The sequence below is a fragment of the Virgibacillus kimchii genome (assembly GCF_055379185.1).
The window spans coordinates 2,437,880-2,454,806 of sequence record NZ_AP043951.1 but is presented as its reverse complement, the minus strand read 5'-3'; the positions used below and the strand labels follow the sequence as shown (position 1 = coordinate 2,454,806).

Annotated in this window: 16 protein-coding genes; all 16 read left to right on the top strand. The window is 44.2% G+C overall.

Annotation, left to right across the window (positions count from 1 at the left end):
- Positions 1-180 precede the first annotated feature (180 nt).
- The 16 genes from ACZ42C_RS11855 to ACZ42C_RS11780 all read left to right on the top strand — a co-directional run bounded on the left by ACZ42C_RS11855 (position 181) and on the right by ACZ42C_RS11780 (position 16,781).
- Positions 181-786 carry a low molecular weight protein arginine phosphatase gene (locus ACZ42C_RS11855; RefSeq protein WP_461180102.1) on the top strand — a complete coding sequence of 202 codons (606 nt, stop codon included), beginning with the start codon at positions 181-183 and terminating at the stop codon, positions 784-786.
- Positions 787-802: 16 nt separating this feature from the next.
- Positions 803-2,098 carry a methyl-accepting chemotaxis protein gene (locus tag ACZ42C_RS11850; RefSeq protein WP_461180103.1) on the top strand — a complete coding sequence of 432 codons (1,296 nt, stop codon included), beginning with the start codon at positions 803-805 and terminating at the stop codon, positions 2,096-2,098.
- 37 nt (positions 2,099-2,135) lie between these two features.
- Positions 2,136-2,576, top strand: coding sequence for a ribose 5-phosphate isomerase B (rpiB, locus tag ACZ42C_RS11845; protein WP_461180104.1), 441 nt, complete (start codon positions 2,136-2,138; stop codon positions 2,574-2,576).
- Between the two features lie 97 nt (positions 2,577-2,673).
- Complete coding sequence (locus ACZ42C_RS11840) at positions 2,674-3,249, top strand: TIGR01440 family protein (protein WP_461180105.1); 576 nt, start codon at positions 2,674-2,676, stop codon at positions 3,247-3,249.
- Positions 3,250-3,859: 610 nt separating this feature from the next.
- Positions 3,860-5,095 (top strand): serine hydroxymethyltransferase, encoded by a 1,236-nt coding sequence (locus ACZ42C_RS11835; protein ID WP_461180106.1) that lies wholly within the window; start codon positions 3,860-3,862, stop codon positions 5,093-5,095.
- Positions 5,096-5,416: 321 nt separating this feature from the next.
- A complete protein-coding gene (upp, locus tag ACZ42C_RS11830; protein WP_461180107.1) occupies positions 5,417-6,046 on the top strand; it encodes a uracil phosphoribosyltransferase in 630 nt (209 codons plus the stop codon).
- Between the two features lie 421 nt (positions 6,047-6,467).
- A complete protein-coding gene (locus ACZ42C_RS11825; RefSeq protein WP_461180108.1) occupies positions 6,468-8,645 on the top strand; it encodes a S8 family serine peptidase in 2,178 nt (725 codons plus the stop codon).
- 673 nt (positions 8,646-9,318) lie between these two features.
- A complete protein-coding gene (locus tag ACZ42C_RS11820; RefSeq protein WP_461180109.1) occupies positions 9,319-9,717 on the top strand; it encodes an ATP synthase subunit I in 399 nt (132 codons plus the stop codon).
- Between the two features lie 149 nt (positions 9,718-9,866).
- Positions 9,867-10,589 (top strand): F0F1 ATP synthase subunit A, encoded by a 723-nt coding sequence (gene atpB, locus ACZ42C_RS11815; protein ID WP_461180110.1) that lies wholly within the window; start codon positions 9,867-9,869, stop codon positions 10,587-10,589.
- Between the two features lie 133 nt (positions 10,590-10,722).
- On the top strand, positions 10,723-10,929 hold the full coding sequence (gene atpE / locus ACZ42C_RS11810; RefSeq protein ID WP_018930781.1) for a F0F1 ATP synthase subunit C: 207 nt from the start codon (positions 10,723-10,725) through the stop codon (positions 10,927-10,929).
- 419 nt (positions 10,930-11,348) lie between these two features.
- Positions 11,349-11,876 carry a F0F1 ATP synthase subunit B gene (gene atpF / locus ACZ42C_RS11805; RefSeq protein ID WP_461180111.1) on the top strand — a complete coding sequence of 176 codons (528 nt, stop codon included), beginning with the start codon at positions 11,349-11,351 and terminating at the stop codon, positions 11,874-11,876.
- Positions 11,873-12,418, top strand: coding sequence for a F0F1 ATP synthase subunit delta (locus tag ACZ42C_RS11800; protein WP_461180112.1), 546 nt, complete (start codon positions 11,873-11,875; stop codon positions 12,416-12,418). Before atpF ends, ACZ42C_RS11800 begins: the two co-directional genes overlap by 4 nt.
- Positions 12,419-12,436: 18 nt before the next feature.
- Entirely contained in the window at positions 12,437-13,951 is a 1,515-nt protein-coding gene (atpA, locus tag ACZ42C_RS11795; protein WP_461180113.1) for a F0F1 ATP synthase subunit alpha, read from the top strand.
- A gap of 44 nt (positions 13,952-13,995) precedes the next feature.
- Positions 13,996-14,853, top strand: a complete 858-nt coding sequence (gene atpG, locus ACZ42C_RS11790) for an ATP synthase F1 subunit gamma (protein WP_461180114.1) — start codon at positions 13,996-13,998, stop codon at positions 14,851-14,853.
- A gap of 40 nt (positions 14,854-14,893) precedes the next feature.
- Positions 14,894-16,300 carry a F0F1 ATP synthase subunit beta gene (gene atpD, locus ACZ42C_RS11785; RefSeq protein WP_461180115.1) on the top strand — a complete coding sequence of 469 codons (1,407 nt, stop codon included), beginning with the start codon at positions 14,894-14,896 and terminating at the stop codon, positions 16,298-16,300.
- A gap of 85 nt (positions 16,301-16,385) precedes the next feature.
- Positions 16,386-16,781: a F0F1 ATP synthase subunit epsilon gene (locus ACZ42C_RS11780; RefSeq protein WP_461180116.1), complete on the top strand. Its 396-nt coding sequence runs from the start codon at positions 16,386-16,388 to the stop codon at positions 16,779-16,781.
- Positions 16,782-16,927 lie beyond the last annotated feature (146 nt).

The following is a 16,927-nucleotide window of genomic DNA, read 5'->3' as shown; positions in this document are numbered from 1 at the left end:
ATATGTAAAAATCTGTAATTTCTGCTGCCAAGTCCAGGATGGCCCCGTCTCCTCCTGCTCCCGGCATTTAATTCAACGAAAAAACCCCCTCCTCACGCAATCCGGTTTTAACTTCAGTCTGACATGATCCCATTATCTATGATATATTTAATCTAGAGAAAAATTGTGGAGGTTCAATCAATGAAAATATTGTTTGTCTGTACAGGAAATACATGCCGGAGCCCGATGGCAGAAGCTTTGGTGAAAAAAAGAATGCCGGAAGCGGAAGTGAAGTCAGCCGGGATTTTTGCCATGCATCATCAGCGTGCAAATGAAAAAGCAACAGAAGCATTAAAAAACTATGATATTGAACTGGATCATCAATCCCAGCCTGTAACGAATGACTTATTAAGCTGGGCGGATATTGTATTAACCATGACCACACAGCACAAACAATCATTGATTATGGATTTTCCCGGTTACCAGGAAAAATATTTCACCCTAAAAGAATATGTCTCAGAAGCCGATAAAAAAGTATGGGATGAATTAAAGCAGGTCTATGCAGACTACGAAGAGAAAAGAGCAATGTTTATCAGGCAAAATGAGCATAAATTGAATAATAACCAGCTGGAACAGGAGCTGCACGTTCACATGGCAGAAGATATAGAACGTATTAAAAGCCTGGAAGCAAGCCTGATTAATTACGATATATCCGATCCATTCGGTGGTTCCCTGGAGGTATATGAAAAAACATTGCAGGAGTTATCCCATTATGTCGATCTGTTAAAGAAAAAAATAAATAAATAGACAGGGGAAAACTATCATGGGGAAAAACAAATACCGCTTCAGTCTACGATTAAAACTCGTATTGTTCGCAACGGCATTAGCCATCATTACGTACACGACAAGTGCTTTATTTCTTTATGTAGTGTTTGATTATGTACAGGTGTACTGGCAAATCCCGGAAGAAATTTTTACCATTGCAACACTGACCCTTGGAATCATCTGGTCGGGTCTCTTGGCTTTTTTTGCTGCCCGAGTCATTACAAAACCATTGGAAAAACTGAATGAAGCAGCATCGATGGCTGCAAGTGGAAATTTGAACCAGCAAGTGGAAATACCAAAATCGGATGATGAAATACGGGCCCTCAGCAAATCATTTGATACGATGCTGAAAAACCTGAGGAGCATGGTGCATAATATTGACAAACATTTTGATAATACAAATGAATCAGTGATCCACATGAAAAAAGTATCGGATCAGGCTTCCCGCCATGCTTCGCTCATCCGGGCATCGATCGATGATATTTCAAACGGAGCTGAAAACGCCTCTGAGTCCATTCAATATACGGCAGAATCAATCGAAATGGCGACAGAGCTGGCAAAAAATGTGCAAAGTAAAGCAACACAGTCAAAAGAAAAATCAATCACGATGCTGGATACGTTAACGAACAGTCAAGATGTGGTAAACCAATTAGTAGAGGGGATTCAAAACCTCGCTGATGATCAGGAAGTTTCGCTTGCCGATGTGGAGCATTTAAATCAAAATGCCAGGCAGGTGGAATCGATTATTTCCATGGTCGGGGAAATTGCCGAGCAGACAAATCTGCTGGCATTAAATGCATCCATTGAAGCTGCAAGAGCTGGAGAACACGGAAGGGGTTTTGCCGTAGTAGCGGAAGAAATCCGTAAATTGGCAGATCAAAGTGCAACGGCAGTAAATCAAATTGCCGAATTATTGACAACGATTCAGGAAGATGTGGAAAGCGTAGCAGCGAAAATGAAAAATACTGTAGGATTGGCGAAAGCAGAAGCAAAAAATGGAGAAAAAACAAATACAGCTATTGAACAAATGGCCGGTTCTGTGCAGGACACGGCTTCAGAGATTGATGTTATTTCCAGTCTGGTGGACCAGCAGCTGGAATCCATTCAGGAAACGGTAACCCAATCCCAGGAAGTGGCTGCCATTTCTGAAGAAACTTCCGCGGGTGCCGAGGAAATGAATGCGGCCATTCACGAACAGACCGCTACTATAGAAAAAGTGGATGAACTTGCACATGAACTGGAAGACCAGGCAAAAGAGTTAAACAATCAAATAAATCAATTCAGGGTTTCCTGATATAACGGAAACAATAAACCCGAAAGGAGTCATAAAAATGAAAGTAATTATTACCGGAGACCATGCAGGGATGACCATCCGCAACGCTGTAAAGGAGTTATTGGAAGAAAAAGGAATTGAATATGAGGATACAGGCTGCAGCTGTGAAACTTCCGTGGATTATCCGGACTATGCCCTCCCGGCTGCTGAACGGGTAGCGAGTGGGGAGTTTGATCGTGGTATTTTTATTTGCGGAACCGGCATCGGCATGTCAATTGCAGCAAATAAAGTAAAAGGAATCCGCTGTGCCCTGACGCATGACACATTCAGTGCACAAATGACCCGTAAGCATAATGATGCCAATGTACTTGCCATGGGAGAACGTGTTGTTGGCCCGGGACTGGCACGTGAAGTAGCGAAAGCCTTTCTCGAAACGGAATTTGAAGGTGGCCGCCACGCAAACCGCCTCGGCAAAGTGGACGAGTATGAAAATAAATAACGCTTATATTTAGCTTATATTTATAAGACATCTCACCTGCAGATGTCTTTTTTTGAAAAAGAGGAATATGTTTTAAAAAAATCATGGAGGGATTCAGATGGCGAGTTTACAGCAAAAAACTTCTGAAGATATGCAACACATTGTCAAAGAATGGGTGGCTTCCGGTTACCTGCATCAAGGTGACTTATTTGTCATAGGCTGCTCCACCAGTGAAATTGCCGGTGAAAAAATAGGAACTTCCGGAAGTGAGAATATAGCTGAAGCGGTCCTCAATAAATTGAAAAACCTGCAGGAAAAAACCGGCGTCCATCTTGCATTTCAATGCTGTGAACACTTAAATCGTTCGCTTGTAGTGGAAAGGAATACGGTAAAACAATTTCAGCTCTCGGAAGTATCTGCTGTGCCCGTACCGGAAGCAGGCGGATCTATGGCTTCCTATGCATATAAACATATGGACCATCCTGTTTTGGTCGAACACATTCAGGCCAGTGCCGGAATCGATATCGGCGAAACGATGATTGGCATGCACCTGAAGCATGTTGCTGTTCCTGTCCGTTTGGAAAAGCGCTGGGTTGGAAATGCCAGGTTAACCGCTGCCCGAACACGTCCAAAGTTAATCGGCGGGGAAAGAGCCAAGTATACCGACACAAGTGCAAATAACAGCTGTAAGTGAAGCAAACCGGCAAAGAAGAAGAGGTAGGGACATAACTAATTTTGTCGGAGAAGAATCCAAACAAACACTTACCCAGCTCCGGGAATATACGGAGACTCCAGCAGGAGAAAAGGCATCGATGAGATCCCGCAGGGCAACATTAATGAAGGCCGACTAAAAACGCCCTTTGCGGGCAACGTCGGCATACCCCTTGCCGGGGCAAGGAGGCTCATCATCCGCCTGCGGCAAAGAAGACACTGAGAAAACGACCAACGGGAGGTTGATCGGATGTCGCACTTGTGCCTGAGGTGAAAGCGAAGTATATTCCCGGAGCTGCCGGTGATACTCTATCGTCATAATTTGTTCGGTTTTTTTGATATTTTAAAGTTATGAACCATCCTCAAAGAAGAAGCCTTCTGAACACAAAATTTTCCATTAAACATTTATTTCTGTCTTTTCCCCCATGAAAAATAAATTATATGCTATAATAGCTTCGTAAAAGCAGAAAACACAATCTTTCCTTGGCCCTGTTACCTTAACAGGTCCAGGATTTATCCATCGACTGCGTAAAGCAGAGCACTTCCCATTTATGATCACATGCAACAAAAATATACAGGAGGTTTTCAACAGAATGGAATACATAAAACAGAGTGACAGTGAAGTTTTTGACGCAATACAGGCGGAGAAACAACGACAGCAGCAAAAAATCGAATTGATCGCATCGGAAAACTTTGTCTCGGAAGCAGTCATGGAAGCGATGGGGTCCGTACTTACGAATAAATATGCTGAAGGCTATCCGGGCAAAAGATATTACGGCGGCTGTGAACATGTGGATGTAGTGGAAAACCTTGCCCGTGATCGTGCAAAAGCACTATTTGGTGCCGATCATGCTAATGTGCAGCCACATTCCGGTGCACAGGCAAATATGGCTGTTTATTTTACTGTGCTGGAGCCGGGTGATACCGTATTGGGTATGAACTTGAATCATGGTGGACATTTGACACATGGCAGTCCCGTTAATTTCAGCGGAACCCTGTATAATTTTGTTGACTATGGTGTGGAAGAAGGTTCTGAGAAACTTAATTACGATACGGTGCTGGAAAAGGCAAAGGAAGTAAAACCAAAACTGATTGTAGCAGGGGCCAGCGCTTATTCCCGCACCCTTGACTTTGGGAAATTCCGGGAAATTGCCGATGAAGTGGGCGCATATCTAATGGTGGACATGGCACATATTGCCGGTCTTGTTGCAGCCGGATTGCACCCGAATCCGGTACCGCATGCGGATTTTGTAACAACAACGACGCATAAAACCTTGCGCGGACCACGCGGAGGAATGATTCTCTGCAAAGAAGAATATGCGAAGAAGATAGACAAGTCCGTGTTCCCGGGAATGCAGGGCGGCCCGCTCATGCACATTATTGCCGCTAAAGCAGTGGCGTTCAAAGAAGCACTTTCCGATGAATTTAAAACCTATAACAGACAAATTATTGCTAATGCCCGGACTTTGAGTGAAGCATTGGAAAACGAAGGAGTGCGCGTCGTATCCGGAGGTACAGACAACCACTTGTTGCTTCTGGATGTGACACCATTAAATCTATCCGGAAAAACTGCTGAAAAAGTACTGGATGATATTGGAATTACTACAAATAAGAATACGATTCCTTTTGACAAAGAAAGTCCGTTCGTTACGAGTGGCGTGCGCATCGGAACAGCAGCGGTGACTACGCGCGGATTTGGCGAGTCCGAGATGAAGGAAATTGCAGCGATCATCTCTCTGACCCTGAAAAATCACGAAAATGAAGAAAAACTTTCAGAAGCAAAAGAACGCGTATTTGCGTTAACAAACAAACTGCCAATCTATGCATAAATTTAAGAGGATGCCCGATCAGCGGGTGTCCTTTTTTAATGTGTCCGTAATTGGAAGGGAAGTATCGGCATCGTTCCAGAACTGGTACGTGACGTTCAGGCTATTCGGTAATTGATCAGGCAAATACGCCTGAACGGAAATAAATCACATCCCTTTGGTCCATTACGAATGAAAAATAAAAACCGCTTCTATGTCCTTACTTGAAATATGACGATCTTCGAGGAAAGTAAATTAATTAACTGACTTTCCTGCCACTTGAAACCAGTGTATTTTTTGAGTACAATTTTAAAGATGTTACAAACTTATAAGGAGTGATCGCGAATGGGAAATGTATTTGTACTGGATCATCCGTTAATTCAGCATAAATTGACGTACATAAGGGATAAAAACACGGGAACGAAAGAGTTCCGTGAACTGGTTAATGAAGTATCCACACTGATGGCATTTGAAATTACAAGAAATCTGCCGTTGCAGGAAAAAACGGTGGAGACCCCTGTCACGGAAGCAAAAGCCAAAGTACTTTCCGGCAAAAAGATAGGACTTGTCCCTATTTTGCGTGCCGGCCTGGGCATGGTGGATGGTGTGCTCAAACTGATTCCTGCTGCCAAGGTTGGACATGTCGGGTTATACCGTGACCCGGAAACACTGCAGCCGGTGGAATATTACCTGAAGCTGCCTACCGATATACATGAACGTGAATTAATCGTTATCGATCCTATGCTTGCAACAGGCGGCTCTGCAAATGATGCCATTCACTCCTTGAAAAAGCGCGGCGCGCAAAATATTCGGCTGATGTGTCTCGTAGCAGCCCCGGAAGGCGTGGAAGTGTTAAAAAAGGAGCACCCGGATGTGGACATTTATTTGGGCGCCTTGGATGAAGGACTTGATGAAAAAGGGTATATTGTTCCCGGACTGGGAGATGCGGGCGACCGCTTATTCGGCACCAAATAATATATTTGGTGTCTCTTTTTTTTACTGCTTCACCTGCCGTCCGCTGCCATAACGCCAAGAAAGTTATAATCGGACAAACTTTTCAGTGTAAAAATGAAAACCTGCTTTCCACCGGCACAGACCAAGAACAGCCGGCTCCCTACCCGAATATACTAAAGTATATGTTAAAGGAGGTCTGCTGGCTTATGACTGCAAAAGTACAAACGCCCGAAACGGATAATGAAACGAATGCGATCCAGGATATGATTAATGAAGGCGGCCTGGGGGCCGAGTTTTATTATCTCTATGAAAGTCCGGATGAATAACGAAAGATTCCGCTTTTGATCATCCACGAATGACGGTAAGGCAGGGAACGCCCTCCTACGCCCGTGTATAATATCCTGCTTTTTCCAAAAACTAGATGAAAAAGGAGGGTCCACTCATGCGCTTCGTCCTGCTTCCGGCGATACTATTATTCATCATCCTGCTCCCGCAACCTATACAAGCCGAAAGAGAAGATATCCAATCGGTCATCATTGAAGTGGAAGGAAACCCACAGGCACACAAAGAGTATATTGAGACATACCATCCCTTTATTGAGGTTGTCGCAACATATGAGATTCTGCTGAATGGTCTTGCATTACAAGGGGCGCCTGATAAATTGGAACGAATGGAGTCACTGGAATTTATTAAAAGTATTCACACTGCCCAGACGTATGAAACGATGCCTGCCCCTTTTAAGGATGTAAGTAATTTGGAAGAAGGTGTTGTTTTTCCTTCCGATTTAAATAATACTCCCTACACCGGAAAAGGCGTGAAGGTTGGAGTGATCGATACAGGGGTGGACTATACCCACCCTGATCTGCAGCTCAATTATCGTGGCGGCTATGACCTGGTGGATTTGGACGATGATCCTATGGAAACGGTTCCTGCAGAAGGGATACCAACAAACCATGGTTCCCATGTAGCAGGCATTATTGCTGCAAATGGTGATTTGAAAGGAGTGGCCCCGGATGCGGAGATTTATGCTTACCGGGCCCTTGGGCCTGGTGGAAGGGGGACTTCGGTTCAAGTCATTGCAGCAATGGAAAAGGCAGCCGAACAGGGAGTGGATGTCATCAACCTCTCCCTGGGCAATAATGTAAATGGGCCGGATTATCCGACCAGCTTAGCTGTAAACCGTGCTGCTGAACTGGGAATTTCCGTGGTCACTGCCAATGGCAACAGTGGACCTGAAAATTGGACAGTTGGCTCACCGGCAACCGCTACCGGAGCACTGTCGATTGGAGCATACAGCCCGGAAATGGAAGTTCCCTATTTATATGAAGCAAAAAATGACAGAGAAATAGCCTTCGCTCCAATGGTTGGTTCCCCGCCATGGAACGTGGATAAGGCATATCCGATCACAAGCAATGAAAATGATTATGCCGGAAAAATTGCCTTAATAGCACGTGGGGATGTCTCCTTATTTGAGAAGGCGAAAAGAGCGGAAGAAAATGGGGCAATTGCGGTCATTATTCATAATAACGAAGAAGGGTTATTTCAAGGTATCATTCAGCATGAATACGACCCCGTCACCATTCCGGTTGCAGCAGTTTCCAAGGAAGACGGACTGTGGCTGGAGAAACAATTGAACGAAAAAACAACCTACCTGGAAACCGATTATAAAGAAATGGCGAGTGGGGTTGCAGAGTTCAGCTCCAGGGGACCTGTAACCGTGAACTGGGATATTAAGCCGGACATATTGGCGCCGGGCACAAACATCCTCAGCACTGTTCCGGGCGGGTATCAGGCGATGCAAGGGACAAGCATGGCGGCCCCACATGCCACCGGAGTCATTGCATTACTGAAAGAGGCCCGGCCTGAGTGGACGAATGAACAAATTCATGGTGCATTAAAAACTACTGCTTTCCGCATGGAAACAGAGGATCAAACCCCAATCGAACCGATTATGCAGGGAATGGGAGAAATTAATCCGGAAGCAGCCATCGAAACCAATACTATTATTTATGACCCATTACTTTCTTTTGGAAAAATAGATGCCTATACAGAGATATTATCCACCGAATTTCCGATTGAAAATACAACAGAGAATGAAAAAACATACCATTTTTCCTATCCGAAAAATCAGCCGGGAATCACGTGGGAATTACCACAGCAAGTAACATTGGAAGCAAAGGAAAAAAGAAATATCCCCGTGAGCATCAAAGTGACCGCCCCTCTGCTGGATGAAGGGGTGCATCAGGGATGGCTGACATTGAATGAGGGGGAGGAAAACTATCATCTGCCTTATCTATTTGTGAATCAGAAAGCGGATAATCCGAAAGTGATGGGCTTTGAATTTTCACTGAAGCCTTTTTCCGATGAGGTGTTTGCCTACCAGTTGTATATAACGGATCCTGCGAGAAACGTGCGGGTGGATTTATATGATCCGGATACTTTAAGGTTTGAACGCAATTTACTGGAGTTGGAAGATGTACAGGTTGGAAACAATGAAGGGCAGCTGGAAAAAGCGGAAATAGGAGAGCCGGGACACTATGAAGCAATTATCACTATAGCTTTGGAAGATGGAACCTATGAAAGTTATCAGATGCAATTGTATATGGAACCGGAGGAGTAGATGCAAACCGTTATTGCATTTTTAAGCCGGGAAAGGGCTCAGGAAATCCGCTCCGGGGGGGGTTATCCTCCGGTACGGCCGGGGACCGCTGCTCCATTATTTTTTTGAATATACTCCGAGCATCCGAATCTACAGCCAAAAGAATTAACGATGACAATTTGTTCACAAAAATGTCACTTAAATTTATGGAGGAAATCCAGTAAAATGACAAGTTAAGACTGCTTCACTTTCCGGCTTTGTGAAATTTGCACACGGTTATTAAAAAATTGCAAATGACCCGCAGGGGAGCAGTGAATGAGAGGGTTGCAAAAATGCCGGAATAATAAAGGGAAAACATACTTTATTGTAATTGACAACACCTACCGGCTATTGTAAACTATCTTAGTGTGGAATGGTAAGGCCTTCATACAAAAGAGGCTATTTAAAGCGGCATATAAGTTTATACATATAGTACCGTTGTTAATGATGCAAATACTGTGATGGAGATTGTGATTGGTGGACAGGTTCAGCAAAGGATGGCGAAACAAATTGCAGCGAAGAACAGCAGGGTGCCCCATCTTAATGAGCCCCAAAACAATGCGCTTATTTATAAAAAGCACGATTCATTCTATCAATAATGCAATCATTCATTCACGAAAGCTATTTGCGAAAATTGATGAGAGAAGTGGACCAGATGTCACAATTTGAAAAGATGGCAATACGTCAGCGAAAATGGATGCTGTACCTTCTTTCGATATTGGTACTTGGAGCCGGCTTCACACCATATCCGCGAGTTTTCCTCGGGCTCCTTTTAGGGAGTGTCGTAAGTTTCTATAATCTATGGTTATTGCAGCGAAAAACAAGGCAATTTGGCCAGGCTGCCGCTGAACAGGGGTCGATCGTTGGCATCGGTACATTTTCCCGGTTGGCTGCCGCGGCGTTAGCTGTAGTAATCGCACTTCGGTTTGACGAAAACTTTCATATTATTGCTGTAGTTGTTGGACTGGGGACCTCATATGTTATTATCATGCTGGATTACCTCATGTTTTCACTGCGAAAAGACTTGAACTCCAACAGCAAAGGCAAAAAATGAAGTTTTTCCAAACGAGAACCTGGGTTTTTGCCTAAATTGCCGGCAATCGCCTTAGTAACGCAAGGGGATGAACTGGGGCCTTTGCGCGCTAGCAGGTGTAAGTTTACGCCTCTAAGAAAAAGGATGCTTGATGAAAAGGGGTGAAGAATTTGGATCACACAGCACCAATAGTTGAAAATGTTTTCGGGATACCATGGCTTGATTTTAACTTATCAAACGTCATGATGATCATTATTGTTTCCACCATCGTTTTCGTGTTTGTAACATGGGCAACGAGAAACCTGCAAATGAAGCCTACCGGCATGCAAAATGCCATTGAGTGGCTTGTTGAATTTATTAAAGGGGTTATCGGTAATACGATGGACTGGAAAACCGGAAAGTTATTCCTGCCACTGGGCCTGACCCTGATTCTGTATATTTTTGTGGGAAACGTATCCGGTGTTGCATTTATGGTAGTACATGATCATGACCTGTGGTGGAAATCCCCGACGGCAGATGCAACACTAACTTTAACCCTCTCCGGAATGGTGGTTTTACTTACCCATTTTTATGGCATAAAGCTGAGAGGATTTAAAGAATACGGGAAGGATTACTTCCGTCCGGTGCCCTTTTTATTCCCGTTGAAAATCATTGAAGAGTTTACCAATACGCTTACATTGGGTCTGCGTCTTTTCGGGAATATGTTTGCCGGGGAAATCCTGCTGACGCTTTTGGTCGGCCTGGCAGTAACGGGAGTTGGAGGATTCCTATTGTCAGCATTACCAATGATGGCCTGGATGGGCTTTAAACTATTTATTGGGACAATCCAAGCATTTATTTTTGTTATGTTAACAATGGTTTATATGTCACATAAAGTGAACGCGGACCATTAACTGCGAGCACACGGCTGAATAGAGCCTTCAGTGTGTACGCTGGTTGAATGTATGAAGATAGAAAGTATGGTGCTTTCCTATCTGTCAAATAAAAAATTATAAGGTTTTACTATAAAAAGGAGGAAATTATAAAATGGGAGCATTAGCAGCTGCAATAGCAATTGGTTTAGCCGCATTGGGTGCGGGTCTTGGTAACGGGATGATCGTAAGCAGAACGGTAGAAGGGATTGCACGTCAGCCGGAACTTCGCGGTGCACTTCAAACCACTATGTTTATCGGGGTAGCATTGGTAGAAGCGATTCCGATTTTCGCGGTAGTTATCGCATTTATGGTAATGTAATACATTTATTCAGCACAAGATGGCGAAGTTCATTCGTATGAAATCTTCGCCATTCCTTTATGTAGTCTGTAAGCAGGAATAAAATCCTTCATTTAAATGTAACCGGATGAAGGAAAAAGTAAACATGTAAGTTATAAAAAAGCAAACGCCTTTTACAGCGATAAACAGGGAGGGCTATAGGATCTTTGGAATACACCCCCCGTCCAAACTGACTGTAACTGAGCAAGTCCGATGCAAGGGCAAGTTGACAGCAGTTCCTTTGCTGTCGCGGGTGCTGTTCAATGGAAAAGACCGCATCTTATTGGCATAACTGACATAAAGACAAAGCCAATACTTAATTTAAATATGATTCACAAGTCAAAATATACGATGTTATAAGCACTTAAAAGTTGCATTTAAGGGTGAAAGGAGTGAAAGCTGTGCACCAATACGTTGATTTTCTGACAATCGGTGCGACTGTCGGCGGATTTCAGGTAGGAGATATGATTGTTCAGCTCGTCTTCTTTATTCTATTGCTGTATCTCCTCAAGAAAGTGGCTTGGGGTCCGGTAATGAACATCATGGAAAAGCGGGAAAATTACGTCGCAAATGAAATAGAAGAGGCGGAAAAAAGCCGCAAGGAAGCGGAAGAAGCATCCCAAAAAGCGACAGAGCAATTGAATCAGACAAAACAGGAAGCACAAAAGATCATTGAAGATGCCAAAAATGCTGCAGAATCTCAGGAAGAGAAAATTATTGCAGCGGCACGTTCTGAAGCTGACCGTTTGAAGGAAGCAGCCCAGGCTGATATTCAAAATGAGAAGGAAAAAGCACTGCAGGCATTACAGGATCAAGTTGCATCACTTTCTGTACTTATTGCAAGCAAAGTTATTGAAAAAGAACTCAGTGCACAGGATCAGGAAAAGCTGATTAATGAATATATTAAAGAGGTAGGAGAAGAGCTATGAGTGAAGCAGTAGTTGCTAAACGATATGCAGATGCTCTTTTCCAGCTTGGAAATGAAAAAGCAGTGCTGGATCAATTTATGGAAGAATTCCGCACAGTAAAAGAAGTTTTTGATACAAATACCAATCTTATTACATTCCTGAAGCATCCTCGCGTCCATCATGCGAAAAAGATACAATTCCTTGAGAAGGCGTTTCAAGGTTTGTCAGCAGATGTCGTAAATACAATCAAGCTACTTGTAGAGCGGCAGCGGAGCGAGATCATACCATCCATTATTGATCATTTTATCCAGCTGGTAAATGATGCAAAAGGAATTGCAGTAGCAACCGTATATTCCGTCCGTGAACTGAATGAAGCCGAGCAGAAAGAGCTGGAGAGCAGTTTTGCCAAACGCTTCACCAAAAATGCGATTCAGTTTGAAAACGTAGTTGATCCTACCATACTGGGCGGGATCAAAATACAGCTTGGCAATACCATTTATGATGGTTCTGTCAGCGGAAAACTGAGAAGAATGGAACGGAACATTGTGACTGCAAACAAATGACGATAGGGGTGAACGGCGATGAGCATAAAAGCTGAAGAAATAAGTAAGCTGATCAAGCAGCAAATCGAATCATTCGATTCAGATATTGAAGTTAGCGATGTCGGAACGGTTATTGAAATCGGTGACGGGATCGCACGTGCTCACGGACTGGATAATGTCATGTCCGGGGAGCTGGTGGAATTCTCAAACGGTGTCATGGGCCTTGCACAAAACCTGGAAGAAAGCAACGTTGGTATTGTTATTCTCGGTCCATACACGGACATAAAGGAAGGCGATGAAGTACGCCGTACAGGCCGGATCATGGAAGTTCCGGTGGGGGAAGAGTTGCTGGGACGTGTGGTTAACCCGCTCGGCCAGCCGATAGACGGAAAAGGGCCTGTCGAAACGACGAAAGCACGTCCCATTGAAGCACAGGCACCTGGTGTTATGGATCGTAAATCCGTTCATGAGCCGCTGCAAACCGGTATTAAAGCGATTGATGCGCTTGTACCGATTGGCCGTGGACAGCGTGAATTAATTATCGGGGACCGTCAGACAGGTAAAACAACTGTTGCAGTTGACACAATTCTAAACCAAAAAGACCAAGATATGCTGTGTATCTATGTTGCGATTGGACAAAAAGAATCCACGGTAAGAAGTACGGTTGAAACATTCCGCCGTCACGGTGCCCTGGATTATACCATCGTAGTTTCTGCAGGGGCATCCGACCCGGCGCCATTGCAGTACCTTGCACCATATGCAGGTGTAGCTATGGGTGAAGAATTCATGTATAACGGCAAACACGTAACAGTCGTATATGATGATTTATCGAAACAGGCTGTTGCTTACCGTGAATTATCCTTGCTATTGCGCCGTCCGCCGGGACGTGAAGCTTTCCCGGGTGATGTGTTCTATATCCACTCCCGTCTGCTTGAACGTGCAGCCAAGCTAAGCGATGATTTAGGCGGTGGATCATTAACTGCATTGCCATTTGTGGAAACACAGGCTGGAGATATTGCAGCTTATATACCAACGAACGTTATTTCCATTACAGACGGCCAGATCTTCCTGCAGTCGGATCTATTCTTCTCCGGTGTACGGCCGGCCATTAACGCAGGACTTTCTGTATCCCGTGTTGGTGGGTCTGCGCAAATCAAAGCGATGAAGAAAGTTGCCGGTACATTGCGTCTTGACCTGGCATCCTTCCGTGAGCTGGAAGCATTTGCCCAATTCGGTTCAGATCTGGATAAAGCGACACAGGCTAAATTGAACCGTGGTGAGCGCACAGTAGAAGTGCTGAAACAGGGATTGAATAAACCGATCGATGTGGAAAAACAAGTAATGATCTTCTATGCTTTAACAAAAGGGTTCCTGGATGATATTGCAGTGGAGGATGTTACCCGGTTTGAAGCAGAAATGAGTGACTGGCTGGATAACAACCGGAAAGAGTTGCTGAATCAGATTAAAGAAACAGGCAACCTGCCGGAAGAAAATGATATGAACGATGCAATTGAATCATTTAAGAAAACATTCCTGCCTGGCGAAAATAAATAATCCTGAGATTACGACCTTTTAATAAGAGAGGGCGGTGAAAAAGCTTGGCATCATTAAGAGATATTAAAGGAAGAATTGACTCAACAAAGAAAACAAGAAAAATAACTTCTGCGATGGAAATGGTATCTGCTTCCAAAATGGCAAAGGCAGAGCAAAATGCAAAAAATTACGTACCATACAGTGAAAAAATGCAGGAAGTTGTAGCGGATATTGCGGGAAGTTCCACTGATGTCACCCACCCGATGCTGGAAAAACGGGAAGTGAAAAAGACTGGATACCTGGTCATCACCACTGATCGCGGTCTTGTCGGTGCGTATAACAGTAATATTCTGAGAAAACTGCAGCAAACGATCAATGAGCGACACAGTTCAACAGATCAGTATACCATTATTGCTGTAGGACGTAATGGATATGAGTATTGCAAAAAGCAAAACCTGCCGATATCCAAAAGCATTCTCGGAATTGCCGACCACCCGGAATTTTCCGATATAAAAGATCTGGCATCCGAGACGGTGCAATTATATGCAGATGAAGAGATCGATGAATTGCATATTATTTATAATCACTATATTAGTGCTATTTCCCAGAAAGTAACGTCAACACAATTGCTGCCGATAGCAAACATGCAGGATGGCAATAATGATAGCGAATATGAGTATGAACCAGACGAACAGCAGATTTTGCAAGTACTTTTGCCACAATATGCCGAAAGTCTGATATACGGAGCATTACTGAATGCAAAAGCGAGTGAACACGCGGCAAGTATGACGGCTATGCGCAGTGCAACAGACAATGCCGGTGAGTTGATTGATGACTTAACCTTGACATATAACCGGGCCCGTCAAGCAGCGATCACTCAGGAAATAACAGAAATCAGTGGCGGGGTAGCAGCACTGGAGTAATTATTCCGGCCACTATAAATGCCAGTTAGGAGGGAAAGCCATGAGTAAAGGACAAGTTACACAAGTTATGGGACCTGTCGTTGACGTAAAGTTTGAAGACGGCCAGCTCCCGGAAATATATAATGCTTTAACTGTCCAGGTAGAATCAGATGAAGGCACAACAGAGCTCGCTCTGGAAGTAGCACTTCATCTTGGGGATAATACGGTACGGACGATTGCTATGTCTGGTACAGAAGGCGTTCAGCGTGGCAACTCGGTACTAGATCAGGGTAATCCAATCTCTGTACCTGTTGGAGATGTCACTCTTGGAAGGGTATTTAACGTGTTAGGTGAAAAAATAGATCTTGATGAAGATCTGGCAGATGACGTTCGCCGTGATCCAATTCATAGAGCGACACCTGACTTTGAAAACCTGTCTACGGAAACAGAAATTCTGGAAACAGGAATTAAAGTAGTTGACTTATTGGCACCATATATTAAAGGTGGAAAAATCGGACTTTTCGGTGGAGCCGGTGTTGGTAAAACCGTATTGATCCAGGAATTAATCAATAACATTGCCCAGGAGCATGGTGGTATTTCTGTTTTTGCCGGGGTTGGGGAGCGTACCCGTGAAGGAAATGACCTTTACTATGAGATGAAAGATTCCGGTGTTATTGAGAAGACAGCCATGGTATTCGGTCAGATGAACGAGCCGCCGGGTGCACGTATGCGTGTGGCGCTGACTGGACTGACAATGGCTGAGTACTTCCGTGATGAAAAAGGTGCGGACGTACTTCTGTTTATTGATAATATTTTCCGGTTTACACAGGCTGGTTCGGAGGTATCCGCCCTGCTTGGACGTATGCCATCTGCCGTTGGTTATCAGCCGACACTTGCAACGGAAATGGGACAACTGCAGGAACGTATTACATCAACAGATAAAGGTTCTGTTACATCCATCCAGGCTATTTATGTACCTGCGGATGACTATACAGACCCGGCACCAGCTACTACCTTTGCACACTTGGATGCCACAACAAACCTTGACCGTGGACTCTCCGAGCAGGGTATTTACCCGGCGGTGGACCCACTTGCATCTACATCCCGTGCACTGGACCCGGAAGTAGTCGGCAAGGATCATTATGAGGTAGCTGCTGAAGTACAGCAAACATTGCAGCGCTACAGAGAATTGCAGGATATCATTGCAATTCTAGGTATGGACGAACTTGGAGATGAAGACAAACTCGTCGTAGCACGTGCACGTCGTATTCAATTCTTCCTATCACAAAACTTCCACGTTGCAGAGCAGTTTACCGGACAAAAAGGTTCTTATGTGCCTGTTTCGGAAACAATCAAAGGCTTCAGGGAAATCCTTGACGGGAAACATGATGACTTGCCGGAGGATGCATTCCGTCTTGTCGGACGTATAGAAGAAGTAGTGGAAAAAGCAAAGCAGATGGAAGTATAATTTCAGCATAAAATAAAATTGGTGGCTGCAGAAAGGCGCTGTCCTGAAATAGTGGCCACCTTCATGCCTGATGAGGAGGGGTTACATGAAAACACTAACGGTGAGTGTTGTTACTCCTGATGGCCCTGTATTGGAAGATACATTTGATATGGTCAGCTGCAGGGCAGAAAGTGGAGAGCTTGGTATTTTACCGGGACATATCCCACTCGTTGCCCCATTATCCATTAGTCCCGTTCGTTTAAAACGGGAAAATAGTGAGGATCAACTGGCTGTAAATGGCGGCTTTATGGAGGTTCAACCCGATAAAGTAACCATTCTTGCCCAGTCTGCGGAAAAGCCAGTGGATATTGATGTCCAACGCGCACAAGAAGCAAAAAAACGTGCCGAACGCCGACTGCAGTCCAAACAAGATGATATTGACTTCAAAAGGGCCGAATTAGCACTCAAACGAGCAATGAATCGATTGAATGTAGGAAAATAAAAAATTGCAACAAGGGGAAGATTCTCCTGTTGCAATTTTTTTCTGAAGGAGCTTGTTTTTTTTCTGATTTGTGAGATTATTGCATTCTGTAATCGAAGAAATAAATCAACTGATCTCGGTGACTGAGGGGATGAAGGAAGTATTGG